Raw genomic sequence first — 21187 nt, 5'->3', positions numbered from 1 at the left:
GCCCGATCTACTTTTGCAGCGAGACTAAACAACAGTAGATCAATGAAAGCATTATTTACCATTCTCACCATGCTAGCCACCACTGTTTATGGGTTTGCTCAACAGGGCACACTCGCCGGCAAGGTAACTGACAAAACCACAGGAGAAGCCATCATCGGGGCCGTTGTTTTTATCAAAGGAACATCCAGGGGAATAACCACCGATCACGAAGGGAACTATACCTTGCCGCTGGATGCGGGCACGCACAATGTATCGGTTACCTTTTTGTCTTATAAGCCTTTTGAGAAAACAGGGGTAACGGTAAATGCAGGGCAATCTGCCATACTTAACATTCAGCTTGAGGAAAATACGACGCAGATCCAGATGGTAGAGATTGTCGGAACCCGCCAGACCAACACAGAGACGGCGGTGCTGGCAACCATGCGCCAAAGCGAAGTAGTGGTGAGTGGTATGGGAGGTGAGCAAATTGCCAAGTCGATGGACCGCGACGCTGCCGAAACGGTAAAGCGCATACCCGGCGTGACCATCCTGAATGACCGCTATGTAGTGATCAGGGGGATGAACCAGCGCTACAATACCGTAACCCTGAATGATGCGCTGACGCCAAGCACCGAGCCGGATCAGAAAGCCTTTTCATTCGATATCCTGCCAACCAGCGTTATTGACCGCATCATGATCTATAAGAACGGTTCGCCGGAGCTACCTGGCGAATTTGGGGGCGGGGTGATCAAGATCTATACGAAAAACGCCAGCGAGCACCTTACCACGCTTGGCGTATCAGGCTCATACCGTGCCGGCACTACTTTTAATAACTTCCTGACAGATCACAAAAGCAGCACCGATTTCTTGGGGTTTGATGATGGCAAACGCGCCATACCTGCCGGCGTGCCTGCTAACCTGAGCGATGTAAGAGGGCAGGAGCAGTACGCTAATCTGGGCCGCGTATTTCCGAATGCATGGGCTCCAAGGTCTGTGACAGCGCTCCCTGACCTTAGGATGTCATTAGGACTCAACCGCCTCTTTGACCTGGGAGATATGCGGGTGAGTACCGTTTCAGCTATCTCTTACAGCAACACGCAAACTACTACGGAAGGCACCCGAAACTCCTACGGGGCGTTTGACGCGGTTGCCGGTGCCAGCACACCTTACCTCAGCTTTAAGGATGATGTGTACACCAACAACGTGCGGGTTGGTGTTGTGAGCAACTGGTCGGCCCGCCTTAACAACAATAACAAGATCGAATTCCGCAACCTGTTCAACCAGCTGGGCAGCAACGAAGTACTGGAGCGCGAAGGTACAGACTTTACAAACGGCGAGCAGCAGCAAAAGAACTACTCGCTGCGTTACGAGAGCCGCACCATTTACTCAGGCCAGCTGCAAGGCACACACGATTTCCACGATAACAGATCGACTGTAACCTGGACAGGCGGGTACAACTACACGAACAGGAACGAACCAGACTACCGTAGATTAAGAACTGTTTATGATGGCGAAAAGCAAGCCTATAAAGTGCAGTTTCAGCCGGAGTCAAACCCAAGTCTTCAGGATGCGGGTCGCTTCTACTCCGACCTGAACGAGCATGCGCTGATGGCCAGTGGCCAGTACGAGTATCGCTTTAACCCTGCCGATTCCACGTCGGAGAACGCTCCAAAGATCAGAACCGGTTTTTATGTGGAGCGCAAAAAAAGAGATTATACTTCCCGTTACTTCTCGTTCGGTTATACCCAGAGCGGTATTTTTAATGACGCTATTGCTTACCAGCCGCTTGATCAGGTGTTCAGACCGGAAAATATCAGCAAAGACAGCGGTCTGGTGCTGGTGGAAGATGCTAACCCACAGAACAACTACGAAGCCTCAAACACAAACGTAGCCGGATATATAAGCAGCTCTGCACCGCTATCTGAAAAGCTATCAGCCTCGGGTGGCCTGCGTGTAGAGTATAACAATCAGGCGCTTTCCTCAAAAGGCTTTGACGGCAGCACGATCAACAAAGACAACCCGGTGCTCAGCCTGCTGCCCTCAGCAAACTTCACGTATGCCCTTACCCCGCGTGCCATGCTGCGTGCCGGTGGCAGCATCAGCGTAAACCGACCGGAGTTCCGTGAAATTGCGCCGGCGCCATACTTTGATTTTGTGAACCTGCTGGAAGTAATCGGCAACCCTGACCTGGACATTGCTACCATCTACAACGGCGATGTGCGCTACGAATTCTACCCGAATTCATCCGAAGTCCTGTCTTTCGGAGCGTTCTACAAATACTTCAACAAGCCCATAGAGTCTGTGTTTGAAAACACGCCGGGGGGCAACACCATCACCTTCGAAAACGCCAAGAACGCTTACAGCTATGGCGTGGAGGCCGAGGTAAGAAAGTCGCTGCTGGACCTGTCGGCGTCACGTTTTGTGCAAAATCTTACTCTGGTACTGAACGCCGCGCTGGTACAAAGCCAGGTAGAGCTTCAGGCTAAAAGAGCAGCGTTTCAGCCAGGCAAGCGAGCCATGGTAGGGCAGTCTCCTTATGTGGTAAACACAGGTGTTTATTACCAGGATGATGACCGCAAGCTACAGGTTAACCTGCTCTACAACGTGATTGGCAAGCGCATTTTCGCGGCGGGCAGCAACCAGCGCCAGGCGGTTTATGAAATGCCGCGCCACCAGCTGGACCTTTCCATAACAAAGGGTATAGGCGAGCATTTTGAGATCAAGGCTGGCGTACAAGACCTGCTAAACCAGAAGACCCGCCTGATCCAGGATTCTAACGAAGATCAGAAAATCACCGGCGTAGACGAGTCTTTCAGAGAGTTCCGCAAGGGCCAATACTCCACGCTGGGCATCACTTACAAGTTCTAAAATATCAACTTCTAAACCTTTTAAAATTTGACAATAATTATGAAAAAGCTATTTAATCTGGTATTGGTAGCATTGTTCTCGGTAGCAGTGTTTGCCTGCGACGATAACGAAGAAACAACAACACCAACACCAACCGGCGAACAGTTTGCTATTGCTCAGGAAAGTGGCATGATGGCTGTATCAGGCTCAACAGAAGAGAATTATACTTTCAAGGCTGATACCAAGTATTTACTGAAGGGCTTTGTTTATGTAAAAGAGGGTGCTACGCTCACCATAGAGCCGGGTACCATCATCAAAGGCGATAAAGCAACAAAAGGAACGTTGATCATAGAGCGTGGCGCGAAGATCATGGCAAATGGTACAGCTGCCAAGCCAATCGTGTTCACCTCGGCACAACCTGCCGGCTCACGTGCTGCCGGCGATTGGGGTGGTCTGATTATCCTAGGGAAAGCTCCGGTTAACTTAGGTACCGCAGCCAAAATTGAAGGTGGCGTAGACAGAGAGTTTGGTGGCACTGACGCGGCTGACAACTCAGGTGTGCTGAAGTATGTGCGCATCGAGTTTCCTGGTATTGCGTTCCAGCCGGATAATGAGATCAACGGTCTTACAATGGGTGGCGTTGGTTCAGGTACTACACTAGACTACATCCAGGTATCTTATTGCGGCGACGACTCTTATGAGTGGTTTGGCGGTACGGTTAATGCAAAGCACCTGATCGCTTATAAAACTGTGGATGATATGTTCGATACAGACAACGGCTATTCTGGCAAGCTTCAGTACCTGGTTGGTATTTCTGACCCGAACGTGGCGGATGCCTCCGGCTCAAACGGCTTTGAGTCTGACAACGATGCGCAGGGTTCTGCTGCTACACCGGTTATTGCGCCAACCTATTCTAATGTGACGCTGTTTGGCCCGCTGGGAGCGTCGGCTACCATCAACTCTAACTTTAAGCGTGGCCTGCACCTGCGCCGCAACAATCAAACTAAACTGCACAACTCTATCGTAACGGGCTGGCCTGTAGGTTTACTGCTGGATGGTAGCGCAACTGAGACAAATGCTACAAACAATGCCTTTAAGATTCAGAACACAATCATTGCGGGTGCTCCTTCTGGTAAAGCGCTTACCCTGGCATCTGGCAGCACCTTCGATATTGCTGGCTGGTTTAACGCCTCAGGCAAGGGTAATGCTGTAGTAGACGATGCTGCTACGCTGGGCATTAATGGTGCCTATAATGCGACGCCAAACTTTGTAAAGGCTACCACCACAGTAGCTCCAAGCTTCTCCGGCCTCGACAGCTTCTTTGAGCAGACTGATTATATAGGTGCATTTGGTGCAACAGACTGGACGGCAGGCTGGGCTAACTTCAATCCTCAGAACACTGCCTACTAAGGAAGTTTAAAATACGGGTTGCAAATGTATGGGTGAGAGCATAAGTTGCAGCCTGAGCAAAGCGGCTTAGTCTCCCGGTTTGCGCAGAACCCGCCAGGTATGGCGGGTTCTTTTTTATTGAGCCAAAGTTATACCTTCAGAGACTTTAACTGCCTGCAAACCCGCTGAGCAGGAAGACCAGCAGCAGTATAACAAGTATAACTGCCAGGCAGCCGGCACCAAGGCCGCAGCCGCCACGTCTTCTTCTTCGGGAGCCACCATCGTTGCCCCCAAACAATCTGCGCAGCAACCAGAACCTGAACAAGCCTCTCAGCATACAACCCAAAAGTTAAAAGATCGAACAAAACGCCTGCTGATGCTGCAGGAGCGTTCAGCGGAAACAATACTCAACCTTACGGCGCTGCTGAAAAGGATGTTTTTAGGGAAAGTGGCGGATGTAAGTACAGGTTATACTTTATACTTAGCTGATCGGCACCTTGCGAAGTATGGCTTCGATAAAATCTTTTGTACGAATGCCGTCGGCCTCAGCTTCGTAATTGAGGATGATGCGGTGATTCATCACATCGTGCGCTACCTCCTTTATGTCTTCCGGCAGCACGTAGTCGCGCTCGTCGAAGTAGGCTACGGCTTTGGCGGCACGGTTCAGGGCTATACTTGCTCTGGGCGATACCCCAAACTGGATGTAGTTGGCATACTCGTTCAGGTCGTATTCGGCTGGGCGGCGCGAGGCAAATACCAGTTCGATGATGTACTTCTCCAGCGTTTCAGATATCTGCACCTGGTTGATCTCGTTGCGGATGGCAAAAATATCTTCCTTGGACAGCACTTTGGCTACCGTATCGTTAAACGACATGTTGGCCATGCGGCGCATGATCTCCAGCTCGTCTGACTTCTTGGGATAGTCGATGTATACTTTCATCATAAAGCGGTCTACCTGTGCTTCGGGCAGCGGATAGGTACCTTCGTGCTCCACAGGGTTTTGGGTAGCCAGCACCAGGAAGGGGAGGTCGAGGTTGTAGGTGGTCTCGCCAATGGTCACCTGCTTTTCCTGCATGGCCTCCAGCAGCGCCGACTGTACTTTGGCCGGAGATCGGTTTACCTCATCGGCAAGTATAAGGTTGGCAAAGATCGGCCCCTTCTTCACCTCAAAAATGGAAGCATTCTGGTTGTAGATCATCGTTCCGATCAGGTCGGAGGGGAGCAGGTCGGGTGTGAACTGGATGCGCTGAAAATCGAGGCGCAAGGCTTTGGAAAGCGTGTTGATGGTAAGGGTTTTTGCAAGGCCCGGTACGCCCTCCAGCAGAATGTGGCCGCCTGTAAACAAACCGATCAGCAACCGGTTTACCATGTAGGTCTGGCCGACTACTACTTTGCCAACTTCTTTTAAAACCTGCTTTATTTTTTGTTGATTGGTTTTCACCCGATCCTGGTATATCAGTTCATCTGCTGCCATGCTGGTAATAAGGCTTTGTAAAACCGCTAAATATAGTCATAATAGGGCATTACTGCTAATTAAAAGCATTGGCAGCGGGTTTATACCTGAGTGGGCGCCACTTGCCGGAAATAAAAAAAGCGCCGAAAGGGCGCTTGGTATGCAAAGCAAAGCCTGCTGTCAGGCAGCTACTTTTTCCGGGAGCTGTTGCTCGAGTCGTTCCATCCGCACTTTTATGGCCTGCCTGAAAATTTCCACGAGGCTGTTCAGGCCGGTTTCATCCACCTCAAGCGGCAGCACGATCACTGCGTTCTGAGAAATGATGTGGATGCGGTTCTGGCGTGTCATCAAAAACAGCAGCAGAAAAAAAGCTCCCAGAAAAGCCCAGGAGTCGTTGAGGTAAATGAAAGGAAGCGAGGCAACGCTCAAGCCCATATACCACATATTTCCGGTTGCCTTTATTTGCCAGGATTCGATGTCCTCCAGCATGATGGAGGTACAACCACGTAAGTGTCGTAATCGCTTTCTTTGAATAACACGGTGTGTAGTGAGCGCCAGCTTCTTATCAACAGTCTGTATAAGGTACTGCTCCTCATTCAATAGCCTCATCGTAGCCATAAAAAATGAAGTATTAAGTTTGTTAGATTTTGGGTCGAACTATTGCCACCAGGGCAACGCCTTTCCATCCTTTTACTTTAAGATTCCCAAAGGCGCCAAATGGTTGCATGCAAAGTTTGTAAAAATTAACGGAATAAATGTGAACAGGAATATAAATGGTGTAAAATACTCTAAATAGTTTTCCACAATCTGCCATAAAAGCGGTATAAGGCACCTTTTGGTGGTTACTCAGCAAGCCAGGGCAAAGGCTAACAAAAGGGGTGCCAAATAAAAAAACCACCCTTTTTCGGAGGGTGGTCTTAGGTGTTGCTGCCCGGGTTAATGTTCAGAAATTATTCTGACAGGTAATACTCGCCTTCGAAACCGTGTGCACGCTGGTTCTTGAAGCGGGCAATGTCTGTCTGCATGTTTTCGTAGATCTCCAGTACCTCTTCTGACTCTTCTGTCAAAGGCTTGATGTGCTCGCTCAGCAGTTTTGCTGCCAGCGGGTAAAACTTGGAGTCGTCTGTGTTTTTAGCGTTGATTTTAAAAGAGCTGACAGCGCTTTCCAATTTTCTTATAGCAGGATACTGCGCCTTATACTCCTGAATGGTATCGCGAAGCTTTTCCCGTATCATCAGGTACAAGTCCTCCTCAAACGTCATCCCGAAGTCGTCATCCTCTTCTTCGTCATCGAAACTATAATCTAAATCATCTTCGTAGTCGAAATCGTCTCTCATGGCTGATAATAAGGTTATTTAAAGTTGATAGTACGCGCTTATATTTTCTTTGTGTCGGTTGAGTCCTGTTTTTTTAGGCAAAACCAGAATGCTTCAAAATCGGTTCCGGATAGCCCGACAGCATAAAAGTAAATGCATAATTAGTACTTCATTCAAAGATTTGCAAAACCTTTACCCGCTCTTTTTAACTATTTTTGTACCCGTACAGCTGTTTCAGGCAAACTTTTTATACTCTGTCCTGGGCCTCAGGTACACACAGGGGTCCTAAAAAACAAAAGGCGCCTCTTCCTGCAGAGGAGCCTTTTGTGCTACGCAAAAGCGGGCTTATGCAAACTTGCGCTCAATGAGCTTGAGTAATTTGCTTACATGCTCCTGCTTTTTGCTCCAGTCAAACCTGCCGGCGATCTCATGCGTTACGTATCGCTTTGCTTCTTCCGGATCGTTGTATTCGTCCAGAGTCTTGATGGTTTGGTAATACGCCAGGTTGTCGCCTTCGAACAGCTCGTTGATGAAGCTGAAACGCTGGTTGATGGAGATCGAATTTTTAAGCGACTCGATCCTGCGGTTGCTGTGGGCATCAGCAAGCGAAGAGGAAGACTCCCGGAACCGTTCGTTCAGGGTAGGGCGCTCTGCCGTGCGGAAGCGCTCGTTCAGGTTGTGCTGCTCTGCAACTGGTGCCGGACGCGGTGCAGCCGGTACGGCATACTCGCGCTGTGCCGTATGGATGGGTGCTACAATGTCTTTTTCCACAATTGGCGCTACCAGTGCCGGCTTGGCTACCACAGGAGCTACAGGGGCCTGCTGCAACAACTCCTGCTCGCTGATCGGCAGCAGGCTATTAAAGCGGGCAATCACATCCTGCAGGGGCGTTCTGCTGGCCTGGTTTGCATTCACGTACAGCCCGAAACGGCTCAGGATGTACTCGCGGTCGCGGCTGGATGGTGAAAGCGTCTCCACAAAGCCGGCAAAGAGCGGCTTGTCCAGGTCAATGTACTTCAGGTTTTCCTGCAGTTTCGGGAGCGTGATCTCTTCCTGTATGCGCAGAAACTTCTCTTCGAAAGTAGCTACCGGGTTCAGAGCCACCAGGAAGGTGTCGTAGATGGCTTTCTCCAGCAGGGGTTCGAAGGCATTGCGTTTCATGAGGATCTTGCGAGAAAGCACGTTCATAAAGTTGAGCAATGCTTCTTTCACATCTTCGTGCTCATAATCGAAGTAGGGGCTGCGCAGGTTGGCCATTTCGTGGTGCCACTTCAGCAGGAGCTCCTTTATGGCAAAAAGATTAACCTGCTTTATCGGCGTAAAACCAATAAGCTGAGGCCCGTTGATGGTATCGTGGGTGGCAAAGTGGCGGTCGCAGAGGAGATTTGCCAGCGCTTTGCTGTAACGTTCCAGGTGTAATTGATTATATTTGTCTTCCATTGAGAGATACTTTCTTCTGTAAAGTTAAAGATAATATGCCAAAGTTAGTTGTGCAAAACCTTGCCGGCCGCCAGGTGGCAGTTGTGCAGGGACAAACGCTGCTGAAGGCGCTGCAGGCAGAAGGTATCGACTGGATGCACGCCTGCGGAGGCAAAGGACGCTGCACCACCTGCCGCATTATAGTACAACAGGGGCTGGAGCATTTCAGCCCGCTTACAGCCGCCGAGCTACGCTACCGCGAGAAAGGTCGCCTGAAGGGTAACGAACGATTGACGTGCCAGTGTACATTGGAAAGCGGGGATGCCACAGGCAGGGTACCAAAGCAAACGCAATTACCGCATATGCAGTATTCGGAGTTGGAAAGTTAAAAAGTTAGAGGGTTGGAGAGTTTGGGAGGTAGAAAGGTAAAGAAGTATAAAAGTATAAATTGAATAGCCCGTAATCCTGAGTATCCTTAAATTCTGGAAATCCTGATTCTGACAATTTAACAACCAACAATTCAACCATTAAGCCAATTATCAATTAGTTATAATTAAATGTTTATAGAGCCACGCGTAGGCAGCGAAAGCCACGCACACAGGAGAGGATGGATAGAAGTGATCTGCGGATCGATGTTTTCAGGAAAGACAGAAGAGCTGATCCGGAGGCTGAACCGTGCCAAGATTGCCAAACAAAAGGTAGAAATTTTCAAGCCTACCGTGGACAAACGGTACCACGAAGAAGATGTGGTATCGCATAATGCCAATGCCATTCGCTCTACGCCCATAGACTTTGCCCAGGATATGTTGCTGCTGGGCGGCAGCTGCGACGTGGTTGGCATCGACGAGGCGCAGTTTTTTGACGAAGGCCTGGCAGAGGTTTGCGTAAAGCTGGCCAATAGCGGCGTGCGTGTAATTGCTGCCGGACTGGACATGGATTACCTGGGAAATCCGTTCGGGCCAATGCCTGCCCTGATGGCCGTTGCCGAGTACGTAACAAAAGTGCATGCCATCTGTGTGCAGTGCGGCGATATTGCAACGTACTCTTTCCGGAGCGCTGCTTCTGAACAGCAGGTGCTGCTCGGTGAAACCGATTCGTATGAAGCCCGCTGCCGCCACTGCTTTCTGGAAGGTATGAAAGAGAAAAAATAGAAAGTATAACCACCAGCCTATGTGCCACCCGAACAAGCGGCAGCAATCCATACCTTCCCTGCTTCGCTGGCTGGTAGGGTGCTGCTGCCTGTTGATCACACTACCGGGTATGGCACAGAGCAAAGTAGGCATTGGCGGCTGGCAACTGCACATCCCTTACACGCAGGGCAAATCCGTGGCAGAGGCCGGCGATAGGGTATACGCTGCCGCAGAACAGGGGCTTTTCTACTACGACAAGGAATTCAACAACACCCAGGCCATCACCAAAGTAGATGGGCTGAGCGAGCAGCGTATCAGCACCATCCGCTACGAGGAAGCCTCCGGCACGCTGGTAATTGCCTATGCCAACTCCAACATCGACCTGCTGCAAGGCGATAAGATTACCAACATCAGCGATATTCTCCGAAGGCAGCTGACAGGCGATAAACGTATACACCACATCCTGACCCGGAACAAAATAGCTTACCTGGCTACTGGCTTTGGCGTGGTGGTGCTGGACCTGGCAAAGCAGGAGATAAAAGATACGTATACCAACCTGGGGCCCAACGGGGCAGCTGTGCAGGTGCGTAGCACCGCCATACTTGGCGACAGCATGTACCTGGCAACCAACATCGGCATACTTGCAGCACACCGCATCAGCAGCAACTTGAAGGATTTCCGGAGCTGGCACCAGCGCAATGCAGGTTTTCCTGAAAGCGCAACCCTTACTTCTCTTGCCGATTTTAACGGGCAGCTTTATGCCGGCACAACAGAACACGGCCTGTTTATACTTGGCAACGGCACCTGGCAATCTTCCCTTATACCTGCCGGCACAGCGGTTAGTAGTCTTACCCCATCTGCTGATTTTCTAAGTATAACCACACCGGCTGCTGTTATCCTAATCAACAAACAGGGGCAGGCCACAACCATAACAAACAACCTGCTGAAACAACCCCGCGAAGCAACAGTAGGAGCAGGTAACATACTTTGGGTGGCCGACGCGCAACGCGGACTGGTACGGATCAATCTGAACAACAACGAAACTGCTGCCTTTGCTCCGGAAGGTCCTGCCTCCAGCAACAGCTTCCGGGTGTATGCAGCCAACGGCATGGTGTATGTGCTGAGCGGCGGCTACAACGAGAACTACGAACCCCTGAACAGGACCGACGGTTACTCTACTTTCCAGAACGGCGATTGGACAAGCAACAACGGCTTTCAGGTGCAGGGCGGCACAGTGCCTGTGGTGCTAAAAGATATGACCGATGCCGTGTATAACCCATTGACAGGACACGTGTACATGGCCAGCTACGGCAACGGTGTGCTGGCTTGGCTGGGGCAGGAGCAACCTATACTTTATAACTCCACCAACAGCACGCTCGTTAGCAGCCAACCTGCTACTGATAAGACCGAGCAGGTGCGCGTGACAGATTTGGCCGTGGATAGCAAAGGCAATGTATGGGCGGTAAACCGAAGCCAGATCCACAATGCGCCGGGCCTGCATGTGCTGCAGCCGGACGGGCAATGGCAGGGATTTATACTTCCGGGCGTAGCTGACAACAGCAACCTCGACCGACTGGTGATCGATGAAAACGATTATAAGTGGCTAAGTATAAGCTGGAACGGCAACGTGCGCAATGGCCTGGTGGTGTTAAACGAAGAAAAGCAGGAGGTGCGGCAGCTCTCTTCAGAAGCCGGCAACGGTGGCTTGCCCAGCGGCACCGTGTATAGTATGGCCAAAGACCTGAACGGCGACATCTGGGTAGGAACGGCTGCCGGGGTGGCGGTATACTATAACACAGCTGCCGTGTTCACTTCGCAGCAATACGACGCCCGCCTTCCTATCATTGATAAAAGACCCTTGCTGGACGGGCAGGTGGTGCGCGACATTGCCGTAGACGGTGCCAACCGCAAATGGATGGCTACTGACAACGGCCTCTGGTTGTTTGGCCCGGACGGCGACGAATTGATTCACCATTTTACGACACAAAACAGCCCGCTTCCTTCAGATAAAGTGCTCTCAGTAACCGTGGAGCACCAGACAGGGGAGGTGTTTGTAGCGACCGAAGCCGGCCTGGCTTCGTACCGTGCCGGGGCGACCATCACCGAGGGCAAACCCGACTGCGCGACGGTGTTTCCGAATCCGGTGCGCCCCAGCTATACCGGCCTGATCGGTGTTTCCGGCTTGCCCAACAACGCGCAGGTGCGCATCACCGACATCAGCGGCACCCTGGTGTACAAGACCATAGCCGCCGGCGGCACCGTTACCTGGGATGCCCGGGGCTACAACGGCAAGCGCGTGAAAGGCGGCGTATACTTAGTAATGGCCTCCGACGACGAGGGCAAGCAAACCTGCATCAGTAAAATAGCCGTATTGGAGTAAATGCTAGTTAAAACAAGAGGCATCGTGCTGAACTACATGAAGTTCCGCGAAACGTCCATCATCACCAAGATCTATACCGAGCAACTCGGCCTGCAGTCGTACATCGTAAACAGTGTGCGTAAGAAGGGCCCTGGCTCGCGCATGGCGCTGTTCCAGCCCTTCACCTTGCTCGATATGGTGGTGTATACTTCGCACAGAGGCGGGCTCACGCGCATGTCGGAGTATAAAATTGCCTATCCTTTTGCTACCATACCGTTCGATATCCGGAAGAGCAGCATGCTGTTGTTTTTGTCGGAGATAGTAGCCCGCACGGTAAAGGAAGAGGAGGAGAACCCGGCGCTGTTCCACTTTCTGTACAACGCCATGATTGAGTTTGATGAGCAGGAGGAACATTTTGAGAACTTCCATTTGATGTTTCTGCTACACCTGAGTCACCACCTGGGCTTTGGGCCAAGCTCCGGAACCGAGATCGTGGAACAAGTGGCCTTCTCGCCGAATGCACAGGCGCTGACCTCTGCGCCGCCGGTGCTCACGCTGCAGGCCTACGAAGTATACTTTGATCAGCTGCTGCGCACGCCGGAGCAGGCCAACATCCCGAACGGGAAGATACGCCGCGAGCTGCTGGGCATCCTCATCCGCTACTACCAGCTGCACGTAGACCACCTGGGCGAGATAAAGTCGCTGGCTATACTTTCGGAAGTGCTGTCTTAAAGTATAAAAAGAAAAGGGGGCGTTGCTAACAGCAACGCCCCCTTTTGTATCAGGTCGTTTATAGTTCGTTCCTAACGGACTTTTACCAACTCAATTTCAAAGACCAATACTGCACTTGGTGGTATTGTCGGGTAAGATCCCTGAGGTCCATAACCCAGGTGGGAAGGTATGAATAATGTTGCTTCTTCCCCTTCTTTCATTAATTGCAGACCTTCGTCCCAACCTTTAATTACCCTTCCGGCACCCACCTGAAAAGAAAATACATCACCTCTATCATAGGAAGAATCAAACTTCTGACCATTAGTAAGTCTGCCAATATACTTCACATCAACAAACTTACCCATTTCTGCCTGGGGGCCGGTACCTTCTTTTGTTTTGAGATAGTATAACCCGGTAGCAGTTCTGACTACCTGCGTCGTGTCGACGTTGTTGGTGCGGAAATACTTCCGGATCACTTCCTCGTCTATCTTTTTCTGTCCTTCGTAGTCGAAGTAATAATCATCCAGACTTTTGTCGTCGCAGGCAGAAAAAGTAGCAAGCGTTAGCAGGAAGAGCGCCACCTTCAGCAGGGTGCTTCCTTTTGCCAGTTGGTTTTTAAAGGTATGTAAGCTCATGGGTAAAGGGAATTAGGTGCTGTTGCTTTTATTATTTGATGTCTACCAGCTCCACATCGAAGCGCAGGATAGAGTTGGCCGGCATCTGCTCGCCGCGTGCCTGCTCGCCATAAGCCAACGGAGACGGGATCAGCAATATTGCTTTGCTGCCTTCTTTCAGTTGGGCAATGCCTTCATCCCAGCCACGGATCACCTGGCCCTGGCCCAGCGGGAACTGGAACGGCTGACCACCAGACATTGGGTTGTTGTAAGAAGAGTCAAATTCTTTGCCATCCAGGAAGGTGCCTTTGTAGTGCACCGATACCATGTCGCCGGCTTTGGCTTGTGCGCCTTTGCCTTGCTGCGTTACTACATAGTATACGCCAGACTCGGTCTTCTGTACGTTCTGCAGGTTGTTGGCCTTGATGTACTCCTGAATTTTAGCGTCGTCTACTTTAATCTGCTTTTCAGCACGCTCCTGAGCGCCTTTCATCTGCTCTTCCATCATTTTCTGCTGGTCGGCAATGGCAGCCTCTTTCGATTGTACTTTCTCAGCTTTGATAAAGAACGTCAGGTCAGTACCGGATTTGATGAACGGAGGAAGCGGCTGGCCAAATGTTTTGGTGAACAGGGAGTCGGCGTTGATCTTGAAGATACCGCTGTCGCCAGGTGCCATCATAGTAAGGGCTTCTTCCAGGCTGCCTTTGAATGTTGGCTCCATCACCGGGATCATGATCGGTTGCTTCTGGTCGCGTGAGTTGAACAGCACAGAGTCGTTGGCATTGCGGTAAGACATGTGCATGGTTACTACCTGGCCAATACGGGCACCGGTTGTATCGTTGGCAGCTACTTCGCCTTTTGGCTCATACTTGCCATCTTCGTTCTGCTTATAAATTTTATAAGTCAGGCCATTAGCCGTCGTATGGAATTCGTCTTTTTTGCCGCAAGACTGCAGCAACAGTGCACCGGCCAGTACCGGCAACAAAAACTTAGTTGTTTTAGAGAACATGGATTATAGATTGGTGTTATTTATTACTTATTAACAGAATTGGCCAGCTGCTCTTTGTACTGCGGCAACAGGCTTTCGAATTTGGCTACAACGGCATCCAGCGGCTCCAGCGACATGCCGCCGGCTGCATTGCGGTGTCCGCCGCCGTTGAAGTGCTGGCGGGCAAACTCATTTACCGAGAAGTCGCCTACCGAGCGGAACGACATCTTCACGGCCTGTGTGCGATCGATGATCACGGCTGCAAAAACAATGCCTTCAATCGATAGGGCAAAGTTAACCAGGCCTTCGGTATCGCCTGTTTTCGAATCGTAGGCCTTCAGCTCATCTGCCGTGATGGCAATATAAGCCGTATGATACTCCGGCAGCACCACCAGTTTATCTTTCAGTGCATACCCCAGGAAGCGCAGGCGCAGTTCTGAAGAGCTGTCGTAGATCAGGCGGTGAATGTTGGAAGTGTTCACCCCGATGTGCAGCAGGTCTGCAATGATCAGGTGCACGTTCTTCGAAGTACTCGGATGGCGGAAAGAACCGGTATCGGTCATAATGCCGGCATACAGGCACTCCCCGATGTTTGTATCGATCAGGTCGCCGTCGCCCATCGCTTTGATCAGGTCATACACCAGCTCGGCGGTAGCGGCAGCATTGGTGTTGGAGTAGTTCAGGTCAGCAAAGCTTTCCGGCTGCAGGTGGTGGTCAACAAGTACCTTGGTGCCTTTGGCCTGGCGGATGTACTCGCCCATCTCGTTGATGCGGGAGAGGTTGTTGAAGTCGAGGCAAAAGATCACCTGCGATTCGTTGATGATCCGTTGTACCAGCGCGTCGTTGTTATCCGAGTACACGATCACATCCTCGTTGCCCGGCATCCACGCCAGGAAGTTCGGATAGTCGGACGGCGTGATCACGGTTACACGGTGGCCTTTCTTTTTAAGGTAGCCTGCCAAACCCAGAGAAGAACCCAGCGCATCGGCGTCCGGCTTGTGGTGTGTGGTGATCATCACCTCTTTAGGTTCCTGCAGAAGCTCTTTCAGAGCGTTGATATCGTGCATACTAAGTATAAATCCTCTGATTAATAAGGATATAAGGCGCGAATTTCTGAAGAAATAACTTCTAAAGCAATAAAATACAGTTTTAGACGCTTTCAGAAGCTGTGTTAGCAGCACACAGATAGGCTTTATTTAAGCCGCAAGAGCCAGCGCAGACCAGGAGCCGATGAGAAAGTATAAACAAAAAATGTAAGATTTAACCTAAATGCGCTACTTTTGCAGCTTCTAAAGGAAGAACTATAAACAAATAAATAAAACAGACATGGCTGGAAACATCACATTCACTATGATTAAGCCGGATGCAGTGGCTGAAAACCACATTGGCGGCATTACTAAGATGATCGAAGAGGGCGGCTTCCGCATTGTGGCGATGAAGAAAACTAGACTGACTGAGGAGCGTGCCGGTAAGTTCTACGAAGTACACAAGGAGCGTCCTTTTTACGGAGACCTGGTAAAATATATGTCATCCGGCCCGATCGTGGCGATGATCCTGGAGAAAAACAACGCTGTTGAAGATTTCCGTAAGCTGATCGGTGCTACCAACCCTGCTCAGGCAGAAGAAGGCACTATCCGTAAAGTATACGCCAAGTCTATCGAGGCAAACGCGGTACACGGTTCTGACTCTGACGAGAACGCGCAGATCGAAGGCGATTTCTTCTTCTCTGCTGACGAGCGTTTCTAAGCCGTAGCAAAGTATACTTATTGATTAAAAGCCCGCCGGACTTTTGTAGTCCGGCGGGCTTTTTTGTTTATTTTTGGTGCTTTGATTTCAATTGCATTTATGAAACACTTTTTACTCTTTCTTTTCTTCATTTCACAGTCCTCTTTTGCGCAGCTAAATGGGTATGAGTCTTATAAACCTGTGTTGATAACTTATAATGCAAAATGGGAGATAACTAAACCAGAGGCTGCGGTTTACAAACGGGTAGCTTACTTCCCTGATTCCTTAAGGAGTATTGAAAATCTGAGCAGGCCGCTTTTTAACGGTAAAGTAAAAGATTACTATGCCAACAATGTGGTGCTTGCGGAGGGAGCTTACGCCCAGGGCAAAAAGTGGGGAACCTGGAGCTTCTATTATCCAAACGGGCAATTGGACTGCCGAGGAAGATTTGATGGCAGGAATCACGTTGAGCAATGGGAGTTTTGGTGGCCTGATGGCAAACCGCTTATGGTGGTTGATTTTGAAGAAAAAAATAACCGGCTACTAAGCTTCTGGAACGAAAAAGGCGAGCAGACCATAAAAGACGGGAACGGTATCTATACAGCTGTAACTCTTGGTGAGAAAGGGCAGAAAATGATCATGCAGGGCCTTTATAAAGACGGACTCCAGGCAGGAGAGTGGACGTATGGGCCCGTTGGTGGTGAAGTGCAGGCGCGTCAGACGTTTAACGAAGCAGGTATAATGGTGGAGGGAACAATTTATGAACAAGGTAAGAAGAAAGAGCGGTATACGTTTGGGAATAGATTTGTTGTCGAGCCGGAACCCAAGCATTTGACAAATATGGAAGCCTGGCATCCGGACCGGGCTTATTATCAACAGGGATATCCTGTTATTGCTGACATCATCAAAAGTGAAGTGCAAAAAGTGGAAGTAGATAAGAAGCTGAAGACTACCACAAAACATTACTATAAAATCGTGCAGAAATTTGAAGCCGGCGCAGATACATTAGAGTATGGTTTGCCCACGATACAACCTGTTTTCAAGCGAAACATGGAGAGCTATATACAGGCAAATCTGAAGTTCCCCGAACGACTCGGTAACCAGAAGTTAGAAGGTACGGTTGTGGTATCCTTTACCGTAGATGCGCATGGGAAAGCCGTAAAACCCTCTATCATGAAAGGCCTGGATCCTATACTGGATGAAAACGTTTTGAAAATGATCCACAAGATGCCTGCTTGGGATCCTGCAACTTATAAGGGGAAACCTGTTGAGGCAAGGGTGGTGATACCAATACGAGTTAAGAACCACTACTTTATGCCTGAACAAGAGGATGAGTTCAATGCGCAGCGTTATCAGTACAGGCCTCAGTTACCAACCCATTAACAGATAAAAGCTAATACAAAAACAGCCGGCCTCAACGCAGAAGCCGGCTGTTTTCTTTTCTTTTTATACTTACCTATCTCGGAATCACCAGGCGCTGTCCAGGGCGGATCAGGTCCGGGTTGTCGCCGATGGTTTGCTTGTTAGCGTCATAAATTCTTCTCCAGGAGTTCCTGTCGCCATAGTGCTTCTTAGCAATTTTGGACAGCGAATCGCCGCTTTGTACGGTGTACACATCCTGGTGTACGTTAGGGTCTGTAACCTGCTGCTCGTCCTTCTTTGTAAAAAAAGAATGGTCGGCAGACTGTCCGGCTGTGGTCTTAACCTGGTCGGTGCCTTTTACTGGCTCCTCTTTGCCTTTTTTAAAGAAATCGCGCAATCCCATATCAGTATCTTTTTAAGTCAAACTTCGTGTAAAACAGCAGCCAAAGTAAGGGCTTGCTGCATAAGATAATACGCCGCATAGTGCAGTTAGTTGTGCCCGTGATGAAGGGGGCTAAGCCGAACTGCAGGAACCAACTCTTAAGAAGTTTTTGCCGTAATCACTCAAACTCGGCGCAGTAACAAGCGCTATGAAAATGCGATGTACAACTTAAAACTATGATGAATATGAACCTGAATCTAAAGAGGCAATTGGCTTCGTGGCAGGCCGTGATGGCGCTGTTGCTGGTGTTTGTGATGGCAAGCTGTGGCGGGAAAGATAAAGTAGGCACCGAGAACATGATCTCCGGCTCCAGCAGCAAGACCTGGGTGGCTAAGAAAGAGCTAACGGCAAGCGGCGAAAAAGACAAGCTGACAGAGCAGGAGAAAGAAGAGACCATGCAGTTTTACTCGGATGGCCGTTTTGCCATGGGCGGTGGCGGCTCCCTGGAGACGGGTACCTGGTCTTTCGATCAGGCAGCGAAAAAGCTGACATTGCGCTTTGAAGGTCAGGACGTAACCGAAAACTTCGATGTGGTGCAGTTGACAGATAAAGAAATGCGCCTGAAAGATGCAACCGGAGGCGAAATGCAGCTGAAAGCTCAATAGAAAAACAAGCTTTGAACAGGAAGGGCGGCCCGTAAAGAGCCGCCCTTCCTGTTTATACTTAGTTACCAAGTATAAATCATTTACCGAGCAGGCGCCGCAATGAAAGCAGGCCCAGTACAGGGCCCGGCGTGAGCAGCACAAATACATAAGGAGCAGGCAGCACCTGTAGCAAATAGGAAGTCAGCTGTATGCTTACCACCGTAATGGCAAAGCCAATGGAAGTAACAACGGTAAGCGCGGTGCCTACTAATTGCGGAGGTGCGGTTTTAGCAGTAAGCGTAGAAAGCTGCGGCGAATCGCCGGCCACCACCACACCCCAGAACAGCAGGAATGGCAGCAATAAAAGAGGTTCCCGCACCTGTAGCACCACCACTGAGAGCAGGCAGCACACACCCGAGCACAGCAACTGCCAGAATGCTACTTTGCCACTGCCATACTTTTGCGAGAGATAACCTCCGCCAATACAGCCCACGGCACCGGCCGCTATCACCCAAAATGCCCACACCGATACCTGCTTGCTTTGCAGCTGTGGAGCAGCCAGGGCAAGTATAAAAGGTACAAAGGCCCAAAACGTATAGAGCTCCCACATGTGGCCAAAGTACCCGAACGTCGCTGATCTGAACTCTTTTGCACGGAACACCTGCAGCATGTTGCTGAAATGGAATTTTGCACCCTTGCTTAAGTATGGCCCATCAGGCACGAGCAGGTAAAGGAGAACGCCACCAGTGGCGGCAAGCACACTAACAGCCAGCAGGATCTGTTGCCAGGGCAGCGAAGCCTCCAGCCCGCGGAGCAAGTGTGGGAAAGCTGTGCCCAATACCAGTGCCCCTACCAGGTAGCCAATGGCCTTGCCCAGTCCGCTGCTGTACCAACTGGCCGCTATTTTCATGCCTACCGGGTAAATGCCTGCCAATAAAAAGCCCGTAAGGCCACGCAGCAACAGTACGCTTGTGAGGCTATGGGGTACAAATGCCACCAATGCATTTGTGCCTGCACCGAGCAATGCGCACAGCAGAAAAAGCAGTCGCGGCGATACACGGTCGGCAAGGGAGAGGAAGGCAAATACCAGCGTGCCGGAGATAAAACCCAACTGCACAGCCGAAGTAAGTAAGCCAAGTGCTCCGCTTTGTAAGTGCAATGCCTGTTGCAGCTCAGGCAGCACCGCGTTGCCGGCAAACCACAGCGAGGTACCTGCAAACTGTGCAAACACAATAGTAGGAAGTATGCGGGCAGGAGGCATGGGGGAGTTAGAGAGTTTATGGAGTTAGAAGGTTAGAGAGTTGGGGAGGTAGAAAGGTAGAGAAGTAAAAAAGTAGAAAATACGTGTTTCGCCATACTGCAGCTGTGGCAGGGAGTAGCTGTACTTATTCCCTTTTCTACCTTTCTACTTCTTTACTTTTATACTTATCCAAAGATCGTTTCGGCGAATTTTTCCAGGGCTTTGCGGGTCTCATAGGCGCGCTCGAACATGGCCATGTGTCCTGTCTCGGCAAGGAAGTAGGCCATGCTGTTGCCTGGCAAATGGCATTGCTGCAGGGCAGCTTCGAGCGGCACTGCCGGGTCATCTTTGCCGAAGATAAAAAGCAGCGGGAAGTTTGCGTCTTTTAATATGTGGGTGCGGTCGGGCCTGTCACGCATGGCGGCCAGCCCTCCGCTAACGCTTTGCTGCGGAGTGGCTTTCCCAAGCTGCTTCATCATTTCGATTTCCTGCTGCAGGCGCTCCCTGTTGCCGCTGTAGAAGAGCGGTTCCACAAACGACTGTATGAATTTCTCCACACCGTTGCGCTCCACAAAGTCGATGGTCTTTTCGCGGTTCTCTTTTTTTTCCTGCGAATCGGGCAGGGCAGAGGACTGGAACAGGCAAAGGCCCCGCAGCAGGTTACCATACTTTTCGGCAAAGGCCATACTCACGTATCCACCCATGGAATGGCCCACCAATATGCATTTCCGCACATCAAGCTCTTCCAGTGCGTCCTTCACGTAGTCGGCCATACTTTCCATACTATAGTCGCTTCTTTCGGCGGTGTTGTTGCCGAAGCCAGGCAGGTCTAAGGTGATGGTGTTAAACTTCTGTTGCAGCGGCCTTACAAAGTTAGTCCACACCTCTTTGCTCTCGCAGAAGCCGTGCAGGAAAACCAATGTATCGCCGGAGCCTTGTGTTTCTATAGAAAGATGATGTGCTTTTGCCATAGCTGTTAAATGTAGCGAAGTATAAAGATAAGAAAATGTCAGGAACAGTGGCTAACCTGCAAACCAGGACTGAATTACCTTTGCTCCTCCTTGTCTTTTAAAGAGGGCACCTACCCCCAGGAGGGGAGCTTTTCTTGTCACCTCGCTTGCTGTTCCGGATTTCCTTATCTAGAACTTTCACTGCTGCGGATTTCCTGATCCGCGTGTGACCTCCCCATGCCGCAAGTTTAGCGCCAGCGCAACTTGTGGCTCACCTTGAGGCCAGTTTGTAACTGGCAGTATGAGTGGTATTCTATTTTCTGGCGCGGGAATCATTCCCGTGTCATAGTATAATGTCGAGTCTGTGACTCGACTGGGCCAGAGGCCCACACGATAGCAGGTCACGAGCGAGGACGCTCGCGCCATGGAACGGCGGGAGCCAAGAAGAAATACCACAGTTGAGAGAGAGCTGGTTCGATCAAAGTATAAACCCACCCCTGCACCCCTCCCGAGAGGTGAATTCCGCTTTTCTATAATTCAGCTTATACTTTCATAGTTTCTGTATCAGGGTTTTCATGGCCTTATAGAGTCAACCTGAAAGTGCTGATCCCGACAAAGAAAAAGCCCCTACAACTTAAAGCTGTAGGGGCTATGTTATTTATCTGAAGGTCTTTTGTAC

General features: G+C 50.3%; 20 protein-coding genes. 9 read left to right on the top strand and 11 right to left on the bottom strand.

Annotated features, from left to right (window positions below; translation table 11 throughout):
• Positions 1 to 42: 42 nt before the first annotated feature.
• Both MJ611_RS03440 and MJ611_RS03435 read left to right on the top strand, forming a co-directional pair.
• Complete coding sequence (locus MJ611_RS03440) at positions 43 to 2847, top strand: TonB-dependent receptor (protein WP_250428020.1); 2805 nt, start codon at positions 43 to 45, stop codon at positions 2845 to 2847.
• A gap of 39 nt (positions 2848 to 2886) precedes the next feature.
• Positions 2887 to 4236, top strand: coding sequence for a T9SS C-terminal target domain-containing protein (locus tag MJ611_RS03435; protein ID WP_250428019.1), 1350 nt, complete (start codon positions 2887 to 2889; stop codon positions 4234 to 4236).
• Positions 4237 to 4381: 145 nt separating this feature from the next.
• Here MJ611_RS03435 and MJ611_RS03430 read toward each other — a convergent pair whose 3' ends face one another.
• From MJ611_RS03430 to MJ611_RS03410, 5 genes are all read right to left on the bottom strand, one after another.
• Positions 4382 to 4552, bottom strand: coding sequence for a hypothetical protein (locus MJ611_RS03430; RefSeq protein ID WP_250428018.1), 171 nt, complete (start codon positions 4550 to 4552; stop codon positions 4382 to 4384).
• A 144-nt stretch (positions 4553 to 4696) separates the two neighbouring features.
• Complete coding sequence (locus tag MJ611_RS03425) at positions 4697 to 5689, bottom strand: AAA family ATPase (RefSeq protein WP_250428017.1); 993 nt, start codon at positions 5687 to 5689, stop codon at positions 4697 to 4699.
• 159 nt (positions 5690 to 5848) lie between these two features.
• Positions 5849 to 6286 (bottom strand): hypothetical protein, encoded by a 438-nt coding sequence (locus tag MJ611_RS03420; protein ID WP_250428016.1) that lies wholly within the window; start codon positions 6284 to 6286, stop codon positions 5849 to 5851.
• 332 nt (positions 6287 to 6618) lie between these two features.
• Positions 6619 to 7005 carry a hypothetical protein gene (locus tag MJ611_RS03415; protein ID WP_250428015.1) on the bottom strand — a complete coding sequence of 129 codons (387 nt, stop codon included), beginning with the start codon at positions 7003 to 7005 and terminating at the stop codon, positions 6619 to 6621.
• A 324-nt stretch (positions 7006 to 7329) separates the two neighbouring features.
• Positions 7330 to 8424, bottom strand: a complete 1095-nt coding sequence (locus tag MJ611_RS03410) for a hypothetical protein (protein WP_250428014.1) — start codon at positions 8422 to 8424, stop codon at positions 7330 to 7332.
• A gap of 35 nt (positions 8425 to 8459) precedes the next feature.
• On the opposite strand from MJ611_RS03410, the gene MJ611_RS03405 reads away from it, so the two are divergent.
• The 4 genes from MJ611_RS03405 (at position 8460) to recO (ending at position 12624) form a co-directional block, all read left to right on the top strand.
• On the top strand, positions 8460 to 8792 hold the full coding sequence (locus tag MJ611_RS03405) for a 2Fe-2S iron-sulfur cluster-binding protein (protein ID WP_250428013.1): 333 nt from the start codon (positions 8460 to 8462) through the stop codon (positions 8790 to 8792).
• Between the two features lie 168 nt (positions 8793 to 8960).
• Entirely contained in the window at positions 8961 to 9554 is a 594-nt protein-coding gene (locus MJ611_RS03400) for a thymidine kinase (protein ID WP_250428012.1), read from the top strand.
• 19 nt (positions 9555 to 9573) lie between these two features.
• Complete coding sequence (gene porZ / locus MJ611_RS03395; protein ID WP_250428011.1) at positions 9574 to 11913, top strand: type IX secretion system anionic LPS delivery protein PorZ; 2340 nt, start codon at positions 9574 to 9576, stop codon at positions 11911 to 11913.
• Positions 11914 to 12624, top strand: coding sequence for a DNA repair protein RecO (gene recO / locus MJ611_RS03390; RefSeq protein ID WP_250428010.1), 711 nt, complete (start codon positions 11914 to 11916; stop codon positions 12622 to 12624).
• A 71-nt stretch (positions 12625 to 12695) separates the two neighbouring features.
• On the opposite strand, the gene MJ611_RS03385 is transcribed toward recO, so the two are convergent.
• From MJ611_RS03385 to MJ611_RS03375, 3 genes are read right to left on the bottom strand one after another with little or no spacing between them, the layout of a single operon-like run.
• Positions 12696 to 13238 carry an FKBP-type peptidyl-prolyl cis-trans isomerase gene (locus MJ611_RS03385; RefSeq protein WP_250428009.1) on the bottom strand — a complete coding sequence of 181 codons (543 nt, stop codon included), beginning with the start codon at positions 13236 to 13238 and terminating at the stop codon, positions 12696 to 12698.
• Positions 13239 to 13269: 31 nt separating this feature from the next.
• Positions 13270 to 14226: an FKBP-type peptidyl-prolyl cis-trans isomerase gene (locus tag MJ611_RS03380; protein ID WP_250428007.1), complete on the bottom strand. Its 957-nt coding sequence runs from the start codon at positions 14224 to 14226 to the stop codon at positions 13270 to 13272.
• Between the two features lie 23 nt (positions 14227 to 14249).
• Positions 14250 to 15272 carry a DHH family phosphoesterase gene (locus MJ611_RS03375; RefSeq protein ID WP_250428006.1) on the bottom strand — a complete coding sequence of 341 codons (1023 nt, stop codon included), beginning with the start codon at positions 15270 to 15272 and terminating at the stop codon, positions 14250 to 14252.
• A 259-nt stretch (positions 15273 to 15531) separates the two neighbouring features.
• On the opposite strand from MJ611_RS03375, the gene MJ611_RS03370 reads away from it, so the two are divergent.
• Entirely contained in the window at positions 15532 to 15951 is a 420-nt protein-coding gene (locus MJ611_RS03370) for a nucleoside-diphosphate kinase (protein ID WP_250428005.1), read from the top strand.
• Between the two features lie 99 nt (positions 15952 to 16050).
• Positions 16051 to 17313, top strand: coding sequence for an energy transducer TonB (locus tag MJ611_RS03365; protein WP_250428004.1), 1263 nt, complete (start codon positions 16051 to 16053; stop codon positions 17311 to 17313).
• Between the two features lie 73 nt (positions 17314 to 17386).
• On the opposite strand, the gene MJ611_RS03360 is transcribed toward MJ611_RS03365, so the two are convergent.
• Positions 17387 to 17695, bottom strand: a complete 309-nt coding sequence (locus tag MJ611_RS03360; RefSeq protein ID WP_250428003.1) for a LysM peptidoglycan-binding domain-containing protein — start codon at positions 17693 to 17695, stop codon at positions 17387 to 17389.
• A gap of 224 nt (positions 17696 to 17919) precedes the next feature.
• On the opposite strand from MJ611_RS03360, the gene MJ611_RS03355 reads away from it, so the two are divergent.
• Positions 17920 to 18339, top strand: coding sequence for a lipocalin family protein (locus MJ611_RS03355; protein WP_250428002.1), 420 nt, complete (start codon positions 17920 to 17922; stop codon positions 18337 to 18339).
• Positions 18340 to 18415: 76 nt separating this feature from the next.
• On the opposite strand, the gene MJ611_RS03350 is transcribed toward MJ611_RS03355, so the two are convergent.
• A complete protein-coding gene (locus tag MJ611_RS03350; protein ID WP_250428001.1) occupies positions 18416 to 19579 on the bottom strand; it encodes an MFS transporter in 1164 nt (387 codons plus the stop codon).
• A gap of 164 nt (positions 19580 to 19743) precedes the next feature.
• Complete coding sequence (locus MJ611_RS03345) at positions 19744 to 20529, bottom strand: alpha/beta fold hydrolase (protein ID WP_250428000.1); 786 nt, start codon at positions 20527 to 20529, stop codon at positions 19744 to 19746.
• Positions 20530 to 21187 lie beyond the last annotated feature (658 nt).

The organism is Pontibacter ruber (assembly GCF_023630205.1).
Classification (GTDB): Bacteria; Bacteroidota; Bacteroidia; order Cytophagales; family Hymenobacteraceae; genus Pontibacter; species Pontibacter ruber.
This window is presented reverse-complemented; position numbering and strand designations above follow the sequence as displayed.

Coding starts and splice junctions, on each gene's coding strand:
- MJ611_RS03350 (WP_250428001.1), bottom strand. CDS start 19,579: ATGCCTCCTGCCCGCATACTTCCTACTATTGTGTTTGCACAGTTTGCA.
- MJ611_RS03440 (WP_250428020.1), top strand. CDS start 43: ATGAAAGCATTATTTACCATTCTCACCATGCTAGCCACCACTGTTTAT.
- MJ611_RS03385 (WP_250428009.1), bottom strand. CDS start 13,238: ATGAGCTTACATACCTTTAAAAACCAACTGGCAAAAGGAAGCACCCTG.
- MJ611_RS03400 (WP_250428012.1), top strand. CDS start 8,961: ATGTTTATAGAGCCACGCGTAGGCAGCGAAAGCCACGCACACAGGAGA.
- MJ611_RS03375 (WP_250428006.1), bottom strand. CDS start 15,272: ATGCACGATATCAACGCTCTGAAAGAGCTTCTGCAGGAACCTAAAGAG.
- MJ611_RS03355 (WP_250428002.1), top strand. CDS start 17,920: ATGAACCTGAATCTAAAGAGGCAATTGGCTTCGTGGCAGGCCGTGATG.
- MJ611_RS03370 (WP_250428005.1), top strand. CDS start 15,532: ATGGCTGGAAACATCACATTCACTATGATTAAGCCGGATGCAGTGGCT.
- MJ611_RS03345 (WP_250428000.1), bottom strand. CDS start 20,529: ATGGCAAAAGCACATCATCTTTCTATAGAAACACAAGGCTCCGGCGAT.
- MJ611_RS03425 (WP_250428017.1), bottom strand. CDS start 5,689: ATGGCAGCAGATGAACTGATATACCAGGATCGGGTGAAAACCAATCAA.
- recO (WP_250428010.1), top strand. CDS start 11,914: ATGCTAGTTAAAACAAGAGGCATCGTGCTGAACTACATGAAGTTCCGC.
- MJ611_RS03430 (WP_250428018.1), bottom strand. CDS start 4,552: ATGCTGAGAGGCTTGTTCAGGTTCTGGTTGCTGCGCAGATTGTTTGGG.
- MJ611_RS03380 (WP_250428007.1), bottom strand. CDS start 14,226: ATGTTCTCTAAAACAACTAAGTTTTTGTTGCCGGTACTGGCCGGTGCA.
- MJ611_RS03365 (WP_250428004.1), top strand. CDS start 16,051: ATGAAACACTTTTTACTCTTTCTTTTCTTCATTTCACAGTCCTCTTTT.
- MJ611_RS03405 (WP_250428013.1), top strand. CDS start 8,460: ATGCCAAAGTTAGTTGTGCAAAACCTTGCCGGCCGCCAGGTGGCAGTT.
- MJ611_RS03420 (WP_250428016.1), bottom strand. CDS start 6,286: ATGGCTACGATGAGGCTATTGAATGAGGAGCAGTACCTTATACAGACT.
- MJ611_RS03410 (WP_250428014.1), bottom strand. CDS start 8,424: ATGGAAGACAAATATAATCAATTACACCTGGAACGTTACAGCAAAGCG.
- MJ611_RS03360 (WP_250428003.1), bottom strand. CDS start 17,695: ATGGGATTGCGCGATTTCTTTAAAAAAGGCAAAGAGGAGCCAGTAAAA.
- MJ611_RS03415 (WP_250428015.1), bottom strand. CDS start 7,005: ATGAGAGACGATTTCGACTACGAAGATGATTTAGATTATAGTTTCGAT.
- MJ611_RS03435 (WP_250428019.1), top strand. CDS start 2,887: ATGAAAAAGCTATTTAATCTGGTATTGGTAGCATTGTTCTCGGTAGCA.
- porZ (WP_250428011.1), top strand. CDS start 9,574: ATGTGCCACCCGAACAAGCGGCAGCAATCCATACCTTCCCTGCTTCGC.